Here is a 17,214-nt window from a genome sequence, read left to right on the forward strand (position 1 = left end):
CAGTTTTTTGTTGTTACCAAACCAGCAATTCCGTGCGCTATCGTCGACCGTTGTCGTGCTTGGATATATGTAATTTTGTTATGGGATGTATATTAAATACATTTAATTGATTGATGGAATCGCATAAGTAGGACGCTACCCTACAAGAGTGGCCGTGACCACTCAATGCATGATGTAGGGCTAGAAGCGATAACCAAGATTCAGCGTTACAGCCGAACGAGTTTCACCTTTGTTGTACAACACGGTCATGTTGTAATGCTTGCCGATCTGTTTGTTAACCCCTGTTAGGAATGCCCATTGATCGATGTCGACACCAACGTCATAATCAAATTCGATGTCATCAGTTTTTACAGTGCCTTGCATACGGGAATTTAAGCCTTGGTATTCAGCACCAACGAAAAACTGAGCGCGATAGTCAACTAATTGATAACCCAACATTGGTTGAATAGTGACGATGCCATCACCCCAATCGTCCAATCCTTTCAGACGTGTTTGTGAATAGGTACCCGTCACTGAGGCAAAGAACTCTTTGTAACCAACTGATAATGTGGTTCCCGCACCGCGTAAGTCATATTCAAGATGAAGTGGTACATTCAAACGGCCACTGTTACATAAGGCAGAGACACCTTCACAAAGTGCGTTACCTAATCCAGGCAATTTGTCATTGAGTTTGTCTTGTAGGTATTCTCCTGCGGCGCCGGTATAAGCCGCATCCACATTCGCATCAACGTTTACCTTGCCTACGTATCCGAATACATTCCAGAACGGCAGGATATTAACGTCACCGCGTATCGAAAGGCTTTCTGCCTTTACTGTTGCAACACTATCATCAGGGTCAAATAGGTCGTTCAAACGAACACCACTAATCACGTAATCAGTCATGGGAACATCCATATCTTGATTACGGTAAGCAACAGAAATACCAAAAGGTAGCGGCAAATCAATACCTTGTCGGCGCACCATGTCACCCATTAAAGGGAAAACACGATCCAGCTTAACGCTGGCTTCTCTCATTCTTGGGTCAGATACTTCTTTGAGCATTTCTTCATTCAAGACTTGCACACCGTTGTCGTCTTCATAGATCGCAACAGGCTCAATTATAGTCTTCATTATCAGTGGCTTATTTTTGGTACTGCCAATGACTTCCGTTGCTTTTCGTGAGATAACAAGTTTTCCTGAGTCGAGCGATGTGAATTCAATTTCTTGGTTGTAGGTGTCTATTTTGTATTTAGAATGTGTAAATGGCTTTTTATTAGTGATCAACATACGCTTTGGATGACCATCGACTAATTCGATGTCGACACTCAAAAAACGGAAGTAGGCGATATCTTGTGGTAAGCCATATTTAGAGTAGTCAAAGGTAATAATGACTTTGTTTTCGTCTATTTTTTTTGCTCGTACCGATGAAGAGTCATAGCTTTCAGCGTAGTTGCGTAAACGATACTCTGTACGTGTGTAGGATTCGATTTCATCAATAATATCCTCATGTTCGTCTAGCTCTTCTGGGTTGTATTTAATACGCAGATCGATATTGCCTTTACTGTCAGTGTTTTTAACCATGTAAACGCTTGAATCTCGAACTTCTTCGCCAATTTGAAGAGTACGATGCGCGTGTTCGACCAAGTGTTCGCCCTGAACCAGCGAGCTTATTGCTAGCTTTGGTAAGTCATGGCTTATGCCATATTTGTCAAACAGTGCTCGCCCTTTTTCCATGACTTCGCTGTAAGTGTTCGTTTCTTCTGCGGCTGAAACAAAATTGGGTGTTGTAAGTAATAGGGCACTCGCTAATACAGAAAGAGTATGGTTCTTACAGGTATTTATGCTTATTTCAAAAAAACTCATGACGGTTTCCAATCTGATTAGTCTCAAACCTTCGAGACTCAAACAGTCTATGTTGTACTGAACTTCATGTTCAGTTTGTTATTAATGCATCCATAAGGATTTTCAATGTGAATGTCGCATTTGGAAATGCATTGCGTCAGTCAATGAGAGTATTCTAAGGTGAGGTAGGAAATGTCGTTAATCGCGTTTGATGGATGCTATCCTCGCATGTCTAATTTTATATAAGACATTGATTAATATTAAAAAATCCCTGCCAAGTGAAAGTTTGACAGGGACTTTATAAAATGGAGCTTAAGTAGAGATTTTTATTCTGAACAAATCAGTAAATAATTTGGCAATCATTAAAAGGATCAAAATATTAACCAACATCAACAGTGGCGTTTCTATTCTATAAACTGGAGTCAGGTTGAGTGCGCCAGATGTAAGCACAACCAACAAGTTGATACCCAAAATTCGATGTATCATGAGCTTAGGTGTGGCGAACACTCTCCATATCACCATAATATTAAGGAAGTAGAATAGGCCAAGCTCCCACAACTCTGTCATCATAGGCATCACGAAGACGTATTGCAGTAGGATCACTGAGCCTGTACCGAGCACGCCGAAAAAGGCATCTTTGATGATACTTGATGGCATTGTCGGTATCAGAGAAGAAAATACACCGGCAAGCATTGGGAATATAAACCCGCCAGGCACTGGAAGATAAATCCAAATCAACAGAGATGTGATAAACATCGACACGCCTTGCAGCACCTTGCGTCCATCTTCATTTAAATGTTCAACAAACGTGCGATGAGCATGGTGCCAAGACACTTCTTTATGATCGCCTATTGCATTGAGTTCACCCTCAACAAGTGATTGCTCTGGGGTTAACACATTAAAGCCAATTAAATTGTTGATAAGAACAGACCATTGAATATCCAAGTCGGTTTCACTATTACTTTGTTTGAGTAATGTATCTTGGATATGTGTCATTTCGTCAACGCGCTGACGCCAAGCTTTAATGTTTTCTTTTAAATGATAGCTACCTGTAAGTGGTAGATTAAAAATTTGATACATCTTATCAATATTAGCGGTGTTACTTTCTAAAGCGCTGATGTCGATGTCATCTATGTTTTGCATAGCATCTAACAGTACGTTTTTACTGGTTTCAAAACGCTGCAAAAAGTTCTGCTCAGTACTCACGGGCCATACTATTCGATAAACAACCGAGAAAGTTGTGACGCCCAGTATCGTTTCCTGAAGGCGCAGCACTGCGAAGTGAAAAGTATTTTGGCTATCAAATCCACCCATGCAGGCGACAATTGAGCACACTGCAAATCCAATAGTAAAAATATAACCGTACTTTTCGTCGCTCGACATGAAGATACATGTTCCGAGGAAAAGGGTGAAAAAGGTTAGGAACAAGAAACGGTCTTGAGAAAACATGGCGATAAGGAAAAAGGCATAACCGGTCCCTAACACGGTTCCTATTAACCTGTTGTGCCCTTTGTGTATTGAATCGGCGAAGCTTTCGTTCAATGCCATTACTGCGACGGCAATCGCTGCCCAGTAGGGTTTTTCCCACTGGAACCATAAAGCTAGACAGATTGCGATAACAATGGAAAGTGCAACTTTAATCGCTTCTTTGGTTAATGGATTGAACATAGAAACACCTGATTATTTAATAATTTTAACAGAGGCTGTCATACCAACACGCAGTTGTACGTCTTGAGGAATCTTGTCTAATTTCACTTTAATTGGAATACGTTGTGCAAGGCGTATCCATTGGAAGTTAGGGTTCACGTTAGGCAATAGATCGGTACCTGTGCTGCCATCTTGTTTAGCTATACCAAAACCAATGCTTTTAATGTGTCCTTCAAGTTGAACATCGTTATGCATCATCAGTGTCACATATGCTTTATCTTTTATATCAACACCAACAAGGTCAGTTTCTTTAAAATAACCTTCAACCCAAAAGCTGTCTTCATCAATTAAGGCGACAACCGGAGAGTTTGCTACTACTTGAGAGCCAACACGAAGGTTTAAGTTAGTAATGTAGCCGTTGGTAGGCGCATAAATCTTGGTGTATCCAAGGTTCAATTTTGCTTCTTCAACATTGGCTTTTGCTAGCTCTACATTTGCAGCGCTTGTTTCAACGGCATTACGTAAGTTATTCAGAGTCAAAACTGGTACGGCACCTGGTGTTCTTTTTTCCAAATTACGTGAACGCTGTTCTTCGTTCTTCGCTTTAGCGAGTAAGGCAAGCGCTTGCTTATGTGACGCTAGCGCTTTGTTATAGGTCGCTTTGTAAATGCTTGGATCGATCTCAAACAGAAGATCGCCTTTAGATACTCGTGAATTGTCGTCGATGTGCACTTCAACTACCTGCCCAGTAACGCGTGGTGTAATTGAAACAATGTATGCACTAACTTGACCGTCTCGGGTCCACGGGTTGCTTGAGTAAGATTGGTAGTAGCTATAAACCACAGATCCAGCTGCAGCAACTAAGAACAGTGTAATGAGATAACGTTTGATCAAGGTAAATGCCTCAAAATATGGTAATAAATTGGCCAATAATGCCGGTAAAAATTACGATTAAGCTCAACTCTGCGATTGCAGGAAAGGCAACATATTTATGTAGCCCTAACCTTGTAGCAATGGACCCAGTTAAGATGGTTAATACGTAAGCCAATGCGATAACTAACAGTAGCGGTGGGAAGTAGATTTCATCCCACATGAGTTCATGCGGCATTGTATTCATGGTTCTTTTCTCTGTTCGTTTGATGAGTGCAATAATAGAGGGGTTCGATTCATTGTGATAATCGTTTATGGAGGGTCAGATCCATCAAAAAATCTGACTTTATGAGGTGACTGTGCTAACCACGTCTTTTTTGGTGCCCTAAGCCAGTAGAACGAGAGCTGATAGGTTATGTTTTCTCGGTGTATAAACATTTTTCAAAATTTATTTCGAAAATAATCCACTTTTACTATCGTAGACTAAATCCAGTAAAAACAAGCACTTTAGATGGAAATTACACTTCAATATTTATCCAAATAGTCAAAGTGATGATTTGATCCATCAAATGGGATTGCATAATAAAACCTTTTGTTCTTAATATTCGGTTCGAAGCAACGAGATGCTTTATTTATTATTGAATAATCCAACAAATATCATTATTAAGTTATTCGTTAGATTATTTACTCCTTATATTCAGTAACAAGAGTAAATTTGTCATGGACATTATTTCTAATCTGTTTGACATGGCACCATTTGTCGCACTATTTATTACACTCTCATTGGGTTATATGGTTGGTAAAATTACTATCGGCCGATTTGTTTTAGGCGGGGTAGCCGGAACATTATTAATGGGCGTAATTATTGGGCAATTTGGTGTTCAGATTGATCCCGGCGTAAAAAGTATTTTCTTTGCGCTCTTTATTTATGCTGTGGGTTATCAAGGCGGTGCTCAATTCTTTAAAGCTCTTAACTTCAGAACCATTAACATTCTGCTCTCCGCGGTTGTTATGACGGTTTCAGGTTTATTGTGTGTGCTTGCCGCTGCGTGGTTATTTGACCTAGATAGAGGTACAGCTGCAGGTCTAGCGGCTGGTGGCTTAACTCAATCTGCGATCATTGGTACTGCAGGCGATGCGATTGCACGTTTAGGTGGTGTATCAGAAGAAGCCAAACACCTGATGCAAACAAACGTAGCGGTTGGTTACGCGGTAACTTATATCTTTGGATCTTTAGGGCCAATCTTAATGGTGACTTGGGTATTCCCAACGCTCATGAAGTGGGATATCCGATCTGAAGCTATCGCACTAGAAGAGAAAAACTCAAACGGCAAACGTGATTTAGCCGATGGCGAATTCAACGCAGTCACTGCTTTAGTGACACGTGCTTTTAAAGTAACCCACGACGATAAGCTGGTTGGAAAAACACTGGCGCAATTGAACCAATCATCACTTGCTGCGTGTATCGAACTTATCGAGCGCGACGGTAAAGAGCTGAGTGCAGACAAGTTCACAGCGCTTAAAGCAGGCGACCTTGTTGTGGTTACCGGCCGCAGAAACGCGGTTCATGAACTACAGAATAAAACACAAAGCAATGAAGTAGCATTACCGGAAAGCTATGAAGTTATTGAAGAGAACCGTCAACTTATCGCTGATAACCGTAAGCTGATAGGTCGTTCGTTAAGAGAAATCAAAGACAGCTCAAACGAACGCTCACTCCGCGGCGTGTATGTGACAGATTACATCCGAGAAGGTGCTTCAGTCGCCATTACTGATGAGCTGATTGTTGAGAAAAACGACGTTATTCAATTAACCGGTACCGCTCAAGACATCAACCGAGTTGAAAAACACATCGGTAAGCGCATGGGGTCAGCAACCATGACTGACTTTGTTATTCTTGGTTTGGGTATGGTTGTTGGTCTGCTCATTGGTTTGATCAGCTTCAAGATTGCAGGTATTCCCGTAACGATTGGTTCTGGTGCAGGTTGTTTGATCTCTGGTTTATTCGTTGGTTGGATTCGTAGCCGAAACCCTCATATTGCACAATTCCCAGCGGGAGCTGTTAGCTTTATTCGTGACTTTGGCCTGGCAGCTTTCGTAGGAATTGTGGGGTTGCAAGCAGGTCCTCAAGCGGTCGACACCATTAAAGAACACGGTATGTCATTGTTGTTCTTAGGCGTTGCTGTAACCATCATTCCACAGATTATTTCATTCTTCTTCTCGTACTTTGTATTGAAGATCAAGAACCCAGTAGAAGCGTTAGGTTGTGTGACTGGTGGTCGAAGTGCAAACCCAGCATTCGCAGCATTGATGGAAAAAACAGGTAATGCAACGCCAGTATTCTCTTTCACTGTAACTTATGCCGTAGCCAACGTGTTACTGACGCTATGGGGACCAATTATCGTCGGTATTATTACCGTTAATGCTGGTATGTAATTACAAAATACCAATTCATTACAGATTTAAAAATAACCAAAAATATCAATTTATTAAAAGTCCTAACCAATAACGACATTAGATGGGACTGAATAATCACGCTTAAGCAAAACGCTTCATTCTAATTGAAAGTGTTTAATATTAAATTATTAGGTAAATATCATGGCTACACAAAATACTACTATCGACTTTTCAAAATTCGCTGATTTAAGCCCATTTGAATTAAAAGACAAATTAATTGAAGTTGCTCAAGCAGTGCCAGATCGCGCTTTACTAGACGCAGGTCGTGGCAATCCAAACTTCCTAGCAACATTGCCACGTAAAGCGTTTATTCGTCTTGGTGAGTTCTCTGTTAATGAAGCAGAACGTAACTATGCGTACCTTGGGGGTGATTTCGGCGGTATCCCTGATGGTGTTGGTATTGTTGAGCGTTTCGATACGTTTGCTAAAGAATACTCAAACGACAAAGGTGTTCAGTTCATCGAACGCGCACTAAGCTACGCAAAAGATCGTTTAGGTATCGAAAAGCAAGTGTTCTTGAATGAACTAGTGAACGCGTACTTAGCGTGTAACTACCCAGTACCACCACGTATGTTGACTAACATTGAGAAAGTGGTGAAGCAGTACATTGCAGAAGAGATGTATGGCCCGGTTCCAATGACCACAGACTTCGACTTGTTCGCAACGGAAGGTGGTACGGCATCAATGACCTACACATTCCAAACGATGTTCAACAATGGTTTATTGAAAAAAGGCGATAAGGTGGCACTAATTACGCCAATCTTTACGCCTTACCTTGAAATCCCAGAGCTTTCTGAGTACGAGCTAGAGATCGTTGAGCTACGTCTTGATGAGACCACTTGGCAGCTACCAATGTCTGAAATCGAGAAACTGGCAGATACAGACATCAAACTACTTTGCGTAGTTAACCCTGCTAATCCAGCATCAGTGAAATTCTCTGACGAGACTTTAGAGAACCTAACAAACTTTGTGAATGAGCAACGCAGTGACCTATTCATCATCACTGATGACGTATACGGTACATTTGCCGATGACTTCGTTTCTCTATTTGCAAAACTACCGTACAACACACTTTGTGTTTACTCGTTCTCGAAGTACTTCGGTGCAACAGGCTGGCGCCTTGGCTCGATTGCGATTCAGCACAACAACGTGTTCGATGATGCAATGCGCAGCCTACCAGAATCACGTCAACTGGAACTGGATGATCGTTACAAAACGCTAGACCCAGAACCGCGTGGTATTAAGTTCATTGATCGTATTGTTGCAGACAGCCGAAGTGTGGCACTTAATCACACAGCTGGCCTTTCACTACCACAACAAGTTCAAATGGCGCTGTTCTCATTGAACTGCCTAATGGATTCAGAGCAAAACTACAAAGAATCGTGCAAACGCATTATTCGCGAGCGTTACAAAACTCTGTACAAAAACATGGGTATCGAAATTGAAGAAAACAAAGATCGTGTGGACTACTACACATTGCTTGAGCTCGACACTTTGGGCGGCAAATTGTACGGACCAGCATTCGTTGAATGGTTCAAAGCGAACGAGAAGGGCAAAGACTTCTTGTTCCGACTTGCACACGAAACTGGCGTTATCTTGCTTCCAGGCAAGGGCTTCGATGTAGTACACGCTTCTGTTCGTGTATCGCTAGCTAACCTGACTCACCATGAATACGAACTGATTGGCCGTGCAACTCGTAAGGTGTTGGACGAGCACTACGCTGAGTTTCAAGGCGCATAAGCTCTAGTTAGGCTTAGAATCGAATACATGATTCTAGGCCTGCTATGTTCAAATCCTTAAGAATAAGCCTCGGCGATGTCGAGGCTATTCCGACCAAATAAGCACAGTGTTCAAGTAGCTATCTATGGGATGCAATCGTTGTGTTTATTTAGTCGCCAAATCCAAGCGAAATTCATTCCGACAAAATCAGAAGAGCGGCGTATGAAAAGTATTATTTCTATTCAATCTCACGTGGTTTATGGGCATGCAGGCAACAGTTCTGTGGTTTTTCCAATCCAAAGAATGGGACTCGATGTGTGGCCAATCCATACTGTTCAGTTCTCTAATCACACTCAATATCAACAAGGTTGGACTGGGCAAACATTTGGCTCAGATGATATTCGAAACTTGATTCGAGGCCTAGACAACATCAACGCGCTGAAAGACTGCGGTGCGATCCTATCGGGTTATCAGGGAAGCGCAGACCAATGTAAAGCGGTTGCTGAGTCGGTTAATCTAGTTAAAGAAAAGAACCGCAGTGCACTCTATATTTGTGACCCTGTAATGGGTGATCCAGATAAAGGTTGTATCGTTGAGGATGGCGTTAAAACTGCCATTGCCAAACACTTGCTGCCTATTGCCGATGTCATCGTGCCAAACCAGTTTGAGCTGAGCGAATTGACCGATACCAAGATCCACTCGCTTTATGATGCGGTTACTGCCTGTAAGAAGGCACTGGAACTTGGGCCAAAGATGGTACTAGTGAAACATCTGCACTCATTACCCGATGATGCGTTCAGCATGATCCTCGCAACGAAAAAGGCATGCTATTTAGCTCAACGACCGAATATCGAATTTGATAAACAGCCAGTTGGTGTTGGCGACCTTATTTCAGGCTTATTTACAGCGGGATTAATGAAAAGAATGTCTCCGGTGGCTGCATTCCGCCATGCAAACAACGCAGTCTATGGTGTGTTGGAGCTGACTAAGAGCTATGGCACTTGGGAGCTACAAACAATCAATGCTCAGTATGAATTTGTAGAGCCTACCCACGATTTCAACGTGGTCAAAATAGGTTAGAGCAATTAACTCCAACAGTGCTTAAGGTCAAGTAAGGGGCGACTATTCGATGGATAGCGTCCTACAAACGAGATTACGAGTTGAGCCGGATACTAGCTATATTACGACCACAAAGAGATGGACTTCACTTTATCCCTATTTACTAATCTTTCTGTTTTTTAACTTTCTTATTTATTAAACAGAGCCTCTGAATCACTTTAGAGAACACTAAATGAGCCTAAATATGAACCGTTTAATCTCTTCGGGTCTTACCGTTGCTTTGTCACTCTTGGTAGTGGCTTGTAGTTCAACTCACACACTGGATGTACGCGTAAACAAAGACAATTACAAAGAAGTCACTGTAGAGGATGCATCATCCGTAGCAGAGCCACTGCGTATTTGGGCGAGTGAGTCGCCAGACTTCTTATACTCTCCAGCGGATCAAACCACGCCGATTACTGTGTCAGATGACCAATTGAACATTTTGGCCTTGTCGGGAGGTGGTGCTAACGGAGCTTTTGGTGCCGGTATCTTGATAGGGCTTGAAGAGTCAGGCCAGCTGAAAGACTACTCCATTGTGACAGGAATCAGCGCAGGCGCGTTAATGGCACCGTTTGTGTTCATCGGGGGAGATGCGTTCTCTAAGATGAAGGACGTGATGTTGAACATAAACGATAAATCTGTACTCGGTAAAAAGAATTTTTTGAACACCGTCTTTAAAGATGCGTTTACCGATGGCGAAAACTTGTACCAGTTTATTGCTGAGGCGTTCCCTGAACCGATGATTGAGCAAATCGCAGCGCGACATCGCAGCGGCAAACGTCTGTTTATTGGTAGCACTCATTTTGATTCTGGTGAGCTTGTCATTTGGAATGTAGGTGCAATAGCAGATAGCGACATGCCAGATAAGTCTGAACTCATATATAAGGTGTTGGCCGCAAGTGCGTCTATTCCTGGTGTGTTCCCACCGCAGTTCATCGATGTAGAACATGAAGGCGAAGTTTTTGAAGAACTGCACGTCGATGGTGGTTTGGCGACTCAAGTATTCTTCAATCCCTCAAACTTCGATTATCAACAGATCTCAGATGCACTTGGGTTAAAAACACCACCACAGCTCGATGTTATTCGAAATGGCGCGTTGAAAGCACCGTATCATTCTCTGAGAGATAAGGGACTCGATTTGGTTACAAAGAGCGTATCAAGCCTAACGCTTGCACAAACGCGTGGTGACTTATATCGAATGAAATACATCAGTGAAATCAACAACATTGATATGCAATTCACTTACATCGAGCACGACTTTGGTTACGCCAAACGAACCAAGGACATGTTTGATGAACATTACCTATTAACTATATACGAATATGGTTATCACAAAGCAACTCAGGGCAAACCTTGGGTAACCGAATTACCTTAATCAGGGATATTGTAAAATGAAAAAAACAGCATTAACGCTACTTATCTTGGCAACGTCTAGCGTTGCAATGGCACAAAACGCGACCTCAATGGATCAGCAAAAAGTCGATAACGACATGTTACAACTGGCCGACGTTCAGCAAGAAGCGGCGCTAATCATGGTCGAAGAGGGTTCAGACTACGTGGCGATTGATTACATTGGTCAATGGGTTGAGGTAAACAATTACGTCACACACAAGGAAGCCAAAGAGCGCCAGCTTCAAAAGAGCACCAAGAAATACATTTATTCCCAAACGGGTGAAACTCTAGAGTCTATTGAGCAGCGTATTGCTGAACACATTCAAGCAGATCAGCCTAAATATTTTAGTGTCGATGTTTACCGCAATTACCATGGTGACTCAGGCGACTTTAACTACCTAGCTCGAGTTATCGAATACATTTAAGTTATTCGTTACACGTCAATGAAAAAACCTACTGACTTAAGTAGGTTTTTTTGTTTCAACCAGACGAATTCATTTCAATACTATTACTCTGAAAAAGTAGATATTTCGTCAACCTGTGATAATTTAAATACATAACATCTAAAAGTAAGCACAACAAAATGAATTTTAGCATTGAACAACTTCTCGCGTTCGTTACCGTTTATGACCAACTGTCTTTTAGCAAGGCTGCCGTTAAGCTTAATAAGCACAGAACGACAATCGGACAGGTGATTACAAACCTTGAAGACCAACTCGCAGTAAACCTTTTTGAAAGAGTAGGGCGATCGGTTACGCCGACAGAGGATGGTCATCACCTTTATCATTATGCTAAGCAAACGATTGAACAAGCACGAACTTTCGACAAGGTCGCTTTGAGCTTGTCTTATGGCGGATTGGAAAGTATTACTTTTGCTTATTCAAGTGTAATACCTCACCAAATACTTGTGGATATTCGAAAGAAGTTACGTCGTGATTTTCCGATGATGCGAGTAAATTTTCTAGTCCGAAATAAAAAAGACATTAAGCAAGGCCTTGAAAGTGGCGAGTATCATTTTGGACTGGTCAATGTGCATGAAAGTCGTGGAATACACAGTTTTGATGCCACTTTTTTAGGCCATATAGAATTTTTCCCTTTCGTTCAAAAAAATGGCGAGTTTTCGTCTTTGGCAAAAGAAGATGTACTTTTAGCGCTAAGAAATGCGAAGCAATTTGTCTTAAAATCCTTCATTGAAGAAGGAATGTCCGAAAAAATAACCGTGAGTTCTGACAATGAAGAAGTCGACCAATTAGCGTTAGTTATCAAAATGGTTGAAGCTGGTTTAGGGTGGGCATTGCTACCAAAAACATTTGCTTATTCTGAATTTTCGCATTATGACGTTGAAGCTATACAATCATCTGAAATGGAACATGGTTTTAAGTTTGGCTTTGCTCTTTGGTGCAATCATTCTAAACAAACAAGTGAAGTGAAGTTATCGATCTTGTCTATTATCAAAGAACACGCCACTCAAGCGTTAAAAAGAGATTAGCGAAAAAGAGTACATAGTTAGCTTTTCGATAAAGGCTCATTTTGTATGAGTCTTTTTTATATCTATTATCTGCATATTAATTTCAGTTGTAGGATGGCACCCTCTATATGAGAGTAGGGAAAACGTATAAATAGAACTATTCTACTTGTGCTGGCGAGGAACTCTCTTGGCAGTAAAAGTTCTTAATTTCAATGTTTATTGCACGGAAGCAAACTTTCAACCGAGGCTCGCGCCTCGGTTTTTTTTGAGGCAATTTATATGAACCGTTGTGGTGTGCTTGCACTATTCTCAAGCTCCTTATTAATCCCTTTAACTTCTATGGCATCCTTTTACGACCCTGTGGATGGTCAGTTTGATATGGGCCATCACATTGCAGAAAACGCAACGGGGTTTTTACCTATACCTATACTAATTACCGAGCCTGCGGTGGGCTACGGTGGTGGTGTTGCTGGATTGTTTTTACACGAGAGCGAAGAAGAAAAACGAATTCGTAAAGAAGCAGCGTTAAAGGCTATTGATGGTGGTGCGCAACTTGTTCCATCTGCGATGAGTGTTGTTGGTGCTTTGGGAACTGAAAATGAAACCTGGTTTGTTTTTGGTGGCCACAGACGTTCATGGATGAATGATTCAATTCGTTATATTGGTGGCGGCGGTTTTGGTGTTGCGAATATTGATTTGTATAAGCAACTTTCTTTGGGTGGGAAAGAGCTGGACCTTAAGTTTGGTACCACAACGTCTATTGCAGTGCTTTCACAAAAGGTACAATTTAGAATTGGGGATACGCCATGGATGATTGGTGTAAAACAGCTTTTGGCTAAATCTAAGATCGAAGCTGATAATCGTTTGGTCGATAAGTTAATGGAGCTTACGCTAGGCACTGAATCAGTGACATCGGGCTTAGGTATTGAAGCTGAATTTGATACAAGAAACAACTTGTTTTACCCAACAAAAGGATACCGATTTTCTGCAGACTACATGGTCTTTGATGATGCAATTGGCAGTGATTCAAATTACAGAAATCTCAATGTTGAGGCGGAAGGTTACATTCCAGTGTCAGAAAAGTGGACACTTGGTTTAGCGGGTAACTATCAAAATTATGAGCAAGGTGATGGATTTGTGTCTCCAACAGCTAAGCCATATGTTGAGTTAAGAGGTGTCTCCTCATTTCGCTATCAAGGGGATGAAATTGAAACCCTCCAAGGGCAGCTGACCTACAGTATTAGTCATCGTTGGAAAGTATCAGGCTTCTATGGTTCAGGAAAAGCAACGGAGCGAGCAGATCAAAGTAACAAGGTGAATGCAGGAGGTGTCGGTTTTAGATACCAAATCGCTAGACGTTACGGTTTACACCTTGGTATGGATTATGCGCAAAGCCATGAAGAACGTGCTATCTACTTTAATATGGGGAGCGGCTTCTAGAACGACTCATCCGTTGAATTTTCCCAAGAAAAAAGGCGCTAGTCAGCGCCTTTTTAATTTCTTATCACTTGCTAAAGTAAGATTACTTCTTACGGCAGAACTCAGCGATTACGTACATTGATTGACCGCCGTTTGTTTTACCAGAAACAAGCTTAGGATCGTCACCAACGCTGATACCACGGATAACAGTACCTTGCTTAATCACTTGGTTAGTACCTTTGATTGGCAGGTCTTTGATTACTGTTACGTCGTCACCTTTCTTAAGTTCAACGCCGTTCACATCAAGAGGTTTGTCATCAGCAGACATACCGATTTGTGCCCAAACTGACGTTTCTTCTTCAAGGTACATCATGTCTAGCGCGTCTTGAGCCCAGCTTTCTGTGTTCAGACGAGTAAGTTGACGCCATGCCGTTACTTGAACTGGCGCTTCTTGACTCCACATGCTGTCAGTTAGACAACGCCAGTGGTTGATATCTTTAGGATCGTCGATCTCACCAAGACATTTGTCACATACCATGATGCCGTGATCCACTGTTACGTGGCTGTGTGGCGGCACTGCGTATGCAGTAAGAGAAGAATCAGAACCACATAGTTCACATTTAGATTGGCAGCGTTCTAGCATAGTAGCTTCAGAAGACATAATGGACTCACATTTATTAGGTATTAAATTTACGGGGCTATTATCCACTTTATTTACAATAAAGAAAGAGGTCGTACGGTATTCTGTCTTGATTAATTTTAGCTGAGACCAACCATTTGTGTTTTAAAGTTTTATGCAAACGGTTAACTAGGGGACGTGTTCGAACGACAGATACAAAAATGCCAGCGGTTAGGCTGGCATTTGGTTTAATTGGAAGCTACTTAAGCTTTAGTTACTCTAATAGTGCACTCGGCGCTGCTGCACCAAGGCTATCCGACTTTAAGAAATCGGTTACTTGGGCTCTCATTGATAGAGTATGAGCGGCATCAGAAAGGTCTGCTTTTGGCCCAATAATCGTAGAGTGCTTAGCCGTTTCGTTATACTGAACAAACACGCGGTTTCCAGTTGAAGGGCTAGCTTGTGTAGAGTCATCCAACGCTAAAGTTGCATCTAATCCTTCTGAACCAACAAATGAAGCTGTGTAAGATAATGGCTTATCGTCATCATCATTACCATTGTTTGGTACAGTTTCATCATTTTGTGACTGGATCAACAACGTTGGATAGCTTGAGCTAAATGATGACAAATCTTCAGTATTGGACAGTGAATGTGGATCGACCGTGTCAATAAGGGTTTGAGCGGCGACTTTAAATGCAACTAGTTCAGTTTCAATTGCTGCTGCACTAGCTGGGTTACTTTGTGCAAAAGCACTATAACAGTCACTATCTTTAATGTTGTTGGCTGCACACACCGTTGCAACTGAATTTTTATAAGTTTCATTCAGCTCTTTCGCGAGATTGTGTTTAATTTCAGGACCAAAGGTTTTTGATGCAAACAAGAGTTCAGCAATGTGACCACCTGAATTAGCATATACCGCAGAGCTAAACTTATGTGTACCAGCAAATTCGGCGGTCGCTACCGAAGTAAAACCGGTAATCCCCCCTAAAGAATGCCCCATAAACTTAACGGTTTCGTCTTTTACATCAACTCCTGCCAATGGTGTGCCGGAAAAATCATTGCCCACTTTTTCAAGGGCCATACGAAGGCCAATTACATCCAGTGCACTTTGGCGGATATTGTCACGGGCAACAGGTAAAGCACTTAGATTCAGATAGTAAAGAGCATTATCATTCGTTGATATAGCACCGCCAGCAAGTGAGCGCGAGCCATGAATAGGGTGATCAATGGCTATAACTGCAAGACCCTGTGCTGTTAAATTAGCAGCGAAGGCATATGCATTTTCTTTTACAGTGGTAATACCGTGTTGGTAGATTACAACATCGGTTATTGGGTCAGTCGTAGGGGTAAACAAAAGCACATCAACAGCTTCGAGTGATTTAATTTGTGGTATTGGTGAATACTGAGTGACAATGCGCTCACTATCTAGTGGAGTGCCGCTTGCGTCCTTGGTAAGGGTTTTCCCCATCAATGTAGTCACATCAGCAGCACTAAGATTGGTTGGATCTAAACCTAGTTTAACCAATTCCCCACCCACAAAGGAGTTTGTAGAGCTGTCTGTTAATGCACTTTTTATGATCGCTAAACTGTCCAATGCTGATGCAAATGGTGTGGTAGAAAATTTAGACGGATCTGTTTCAAGGAAATATGGGAGTTGGACTGTACCTTTAGTCACATTTACTGATGAAGTGCTGATACCGCCATTTGAGTAAAGGAGGTTGATCCCACCGATTAAAGCCGCAGTTTCCGCAGCATCATTATCTCCGAGATATTTTATAAAATTGGCATCAGCTGCAATTGCTGCGTCAAATAGTTGCGTTGATGATGAATCTAAAACAAGACTATAAGCGCTCGTTAAATCAACATTATTTGGATTAGCACTACCATTCCAGTATGTAGAAAGTGGCGCGCCTGCATCTACCATTCCACCGATTAATGACGCAGTAGAGGCAAGTACATCACCTACTGAGGTAGTGGTGAACCAAGCTGAATAGACGATTTTCTTAGCATCTACCCCAACGGCAGCAGCTATAGCTTCTTGGCCTTTGATCAGGGTTTGAGCACTGGCTAAATCACCTGTTGAGTACGTTTTTGTATCAGTTTTTAGTGCGGCATAGCTTTGGGACGTACCTACTGGGTTTCCATTTACATCTGTCACGTCATCAGTAATAACAAGTAAGTACTCAGACTTTTCGTCAAACGGAGTATTCGGTGCGATAGCTAAGTTTGAACCCGTTTTGTAAACTATGTAATCCGAAGTAGATACAGGTGTTGGTATTTGAGCAGCTGAAGATGTATCGGTTAACTTTTTAGAAAGCTTTAGCAGTGTAACACCGGAAGTAACGATACCAGTGGCATCACCGAAGCCATCACCTTCAAACTCGATATAAATAGGCATACTTGTCGAGAAGCCGTCAGCATAATTGAGTGCAGCTTTTGGATTCGAAATGCTACCGTCCCCACCAGTTGGAATAGCTAAAGTACCATCTGTGGAGTCAAACAACAGGTTATTGTTTAAAGGTACAGACGCATTGCTACCTTGCAATAACATTTTTTGTGTTGTTGCTCTTGCTAAAGATGTTTCTAGGTAAGCTTCAAGTTGTTGATTACTTGTTCCTGAACTCTCAGTGTTGTCACCACAACCTGTTAACAGAATTGCGGAACACAATAGAGAAATCTTAAAGTTACGTTTCATAGTAAA

13 protein-coding genes are annotated in these 17,214 nt (G+C 41.8%); 7 read left to right on the forward strand and 6 right to left on the reverse strand.

The features are described from left to right. Positions 1–180 precede the first annotated feature (180 nt). The 4 genes from L1D22_RS09765 to L1D22_RS09780 form a co-directional block, all read right to left on the reverse strand. Positions 181–1,842, reverse strand: a complete 1,662-nt coding sequence (locus tag L1D22_RS09765; RefSeq protein ID WP_239829611.1) for a hypothetical protein — start codon at positions 1,840–1,842, stop codon at positions 181–183. Between the two features lie 291 nt (positions 1,843–2,133). Beyond that, positions 2,134–3,489 (reverse strand): FUSC family protein, encoded by a 1,356-nt coding sequence (locus tag L1D22_RS09770; protein ID WP_239829612.1) that lies wholly within the window; start codon positions 3,487–3,489, stop codon positions 2,134–2,136. 12 nt (positions 3,490–3,501) lie between these two features. Then, positions 3,502–4,362 carry an HlyD family secretion protein gene (locus L1D22_RS09775; protein WP_239829613.1) on the reverse strand — a complete coding sequence of 287 codons (861 nt, stop codon included), beginning with the start codon at positions 4,360–4,362 and terminating at the stop codon, positions 3,502–3,504. A 10-nt stretch (positions 4,363–4,372) separates the two neighbouring features. Then, positions 4,373–4,585 (reverse strand): DUF1656 domain-containing protein, encoded by a 213-nt coding sequence (locus L1D22_RS09780; RefSeq protein WP_239829614.1) that lies wholly within the window; start codon positions 4,583–4,585, stop codon positions 4,373–4,375. A gap of 473 nt (positions 4,586–5,058) precedes the next feature. Between L1D22_RS09780 and aspT the strand changes: the two genes are divergently transcribed. From aspT to L1D22_RS09815, 7 genes are all read left to right on the forward strand, one after another. Beyond that, positions 5,059–6,774: an aspartate-alanine antiporter gene (gene aspT, locus L1D22_RS09785; RefSeq protein WP_239829615.1), complete on the forward strand. Its 1,716-nt coding sequence runs from the start codon at positions 5,059–5,061 to the stop codon at positions 6,772–6,774. 162 nt (positions 6,775–6,936) lie between these two features. Further along, positions 6,937–8,535: a bifunctional aspartate transaminase/aspartate 4-decarboxylase gene (locus tag L1D22_RS09790; RefSeq protein WP_239829616.1), complete on the forward strand. Its 1,599-nt coding sequence runs from the start codon at positions 6,937–6,939 to the stop codon at positions 8,533–8,535. A 201-nt stretch (positions 8,536–8,736) separates the two neighbouring features. Further along, positions 8,737–9,594 carry a pyridoxal kinase PdxY gene (pdxY, locus tag L1D22_RS09795; RefSeq protein WP_239829617.1) on the forward strand — a complete coding sequence of 286 codons (858 nt, stop codon included), beginning with the start codon at positions 8,737–8,739 and terminating at the stop codon, positions 9,592–9,594. Positions 9,595–9,817: 223 nt separating this feature from the next. Beyond that, complete coding sequence (locus L1D22_RS09800; RefSeq protein WP_239829618.1) at positions 9,818–10,990, forward strand: patatin-like phospholipase family protein; 1,173 nt, start codon at positions 9,818–9,820, stop codon at positions 10,988–10,990. Between the two features lie 16 nt (positions 10,991–11,006). After that, positions 11,007–11,432, forward strand: coding sequence for a hypothetical protein (locus L1D22_RS09805; protein WP_239829619.1), 426 nt, complete (start codon positions 11,007–11,009; stop codon positions 11,430–11,432). Positions 11,433–11,590: 158 nt separating this feature from the next. Next, a complete protein-coding gene (locus L1D22_RS09810) occupies positions 11,591–12,496 on the forward strand; it encodes a LysR family transcriptional regulator (RefSeq protein WP_239829620.1) in 906 nt (301 codons plus the stop codon). A gap of 258 nt (positions 12,497–12,754) precedes the next feature. Next, positions 12,755–13,915 carry a BamA/TamA family outer membrane protein gene (locus L1D22_RS09815; protein ID WP_239829712.1) on the forward strand — a complete coding sequence of 387 codons (1,161 nt, stop codon included), beginning with the start codon at positions 12,755–12,757 and terminating at the stop codon, positions 13,913–13,915. Between the two features lie 82 nt (positions 13,916–13,997). Here the strand turns inward: L1D22_RS09815 and L1D22_RS09820 are convergent, their stop codons facing one another. Together L1D22_RS09820 and L1D22_RS09825 are read right to left on the reverse strand one after the other, a co-directional pair. Then, complete coding sequence (locus L1D22_RS09820; RefSeq protein WP_017060062.1) at positions 13,998–14,555, reverse strand: PhnA domain-containing protein; 558 nt, start codon at positions 14,553–14,555, stop codon at positions 13,998–14,000. A 232-nt stretch (positions 14,556–14,787) separates the two neighbouring features. Continuing rightward, positions 14,788–17,208: a VolA/Pla-1 family phospholipase gene (locus tag L1D22_RS09825; RefSeq protein ID WP_239829621.1), complete on the reverse strand. Its 2,421-nt coding sequence runs from the start codon at positions 17,206–17,208 to the stop codon at positions 14,788–14,790. Positions 17,209–17,214 lie beyond the last annotated feature (6 nt).

Origin of the sequence: Vibrio sp. Isolate34, from assembly GCF_022397915.1 — a bacterium.
GTDB lineage: Bacteria > Pseudomonadota > Gammaproteobacteria > Enterobacterales > Vibrionaceae > Vibrio.

Coding starts and splice junctions, on each gene's coding strand:
- L1D22_RS09765 (WP_239829611.1), bottom strand. CDS start 1,842: ATGAGTTTTTTTGAAATAAGCATAAATACCTGTAAGAACCATACTCTT.
- L1D22_RS09770 (WP_239829612.1), bottom strand. CDS start 3,489: ATGTTCAATCCATTAACCAAAGAAGCGATTAAAGTTGCACTTTCCATT.
- L1D22_RS09780 (WP_239829614.1), bottom strand. CDS start 4,585: ATGAATACAATGCCGCATGAACTCATGTGGGATGAAATCTACTTCCCA.
- aspT (WP_239829615.1), top strand. CDS start 5,059: ATGGACATTATTTCTAATCTGTTTGACATGGCACCATTTGTCGCACTA.
- L1D22_RS09790 (WP_239829616.1), top strand. CDS start 6,937: ATGGCTACACAAAATACTACTATCGACTTTTCAAAATTCGCTGATTTA.
- pdxY (WP_239829617.1), top strand. CDS start 8,737: ATGAAAAGTATTATTTCTATTCAATCTCACGTGGTTTATGGGCATGCA.
- L1D22_RS09800 (WP_239829618.1), top strand. CDS start 9,818: ATGAACCGTTTAATCTCTTCGGGTCTTACCGTTGCTTTGTCACTCTTG.
- L1D22_RS09805 (WP_239829619.1), top strand. CDS start 11,007: ATGAAAAAAACAGCATTAACGCTACTTATCTTGGCAACGTCTAGCGTT.
- L1D22_RS09810 (WP_239829620.1), top strand. CDS start 11,591: ATGAATTTTAGCATTGAACAACTTCTCGCGTTCGTTACCGTTTATGAC.
- L1D22_RS09815 (WP_239829712.1), top strand. CDS start 12,755: ATGAACCGTTGTGGTGTGCTTGCACTATTCTCAAGCTCCTTATTAATC.
- L1D22_RS09820 (WP_017060062.1), bottom strand. CDS start 14,555: ATGTCTTCTGAAGCTACTATGCTAGAACGCTGCCAATCTAAATGTGAA.
- L1D22_RS09825 (WP_239829621.1), bottom strand. CDS start 17,208: ATGAAACGTAACTTTAAGATTTCTCTATTGTGTTCCGCAATTCTGTTA.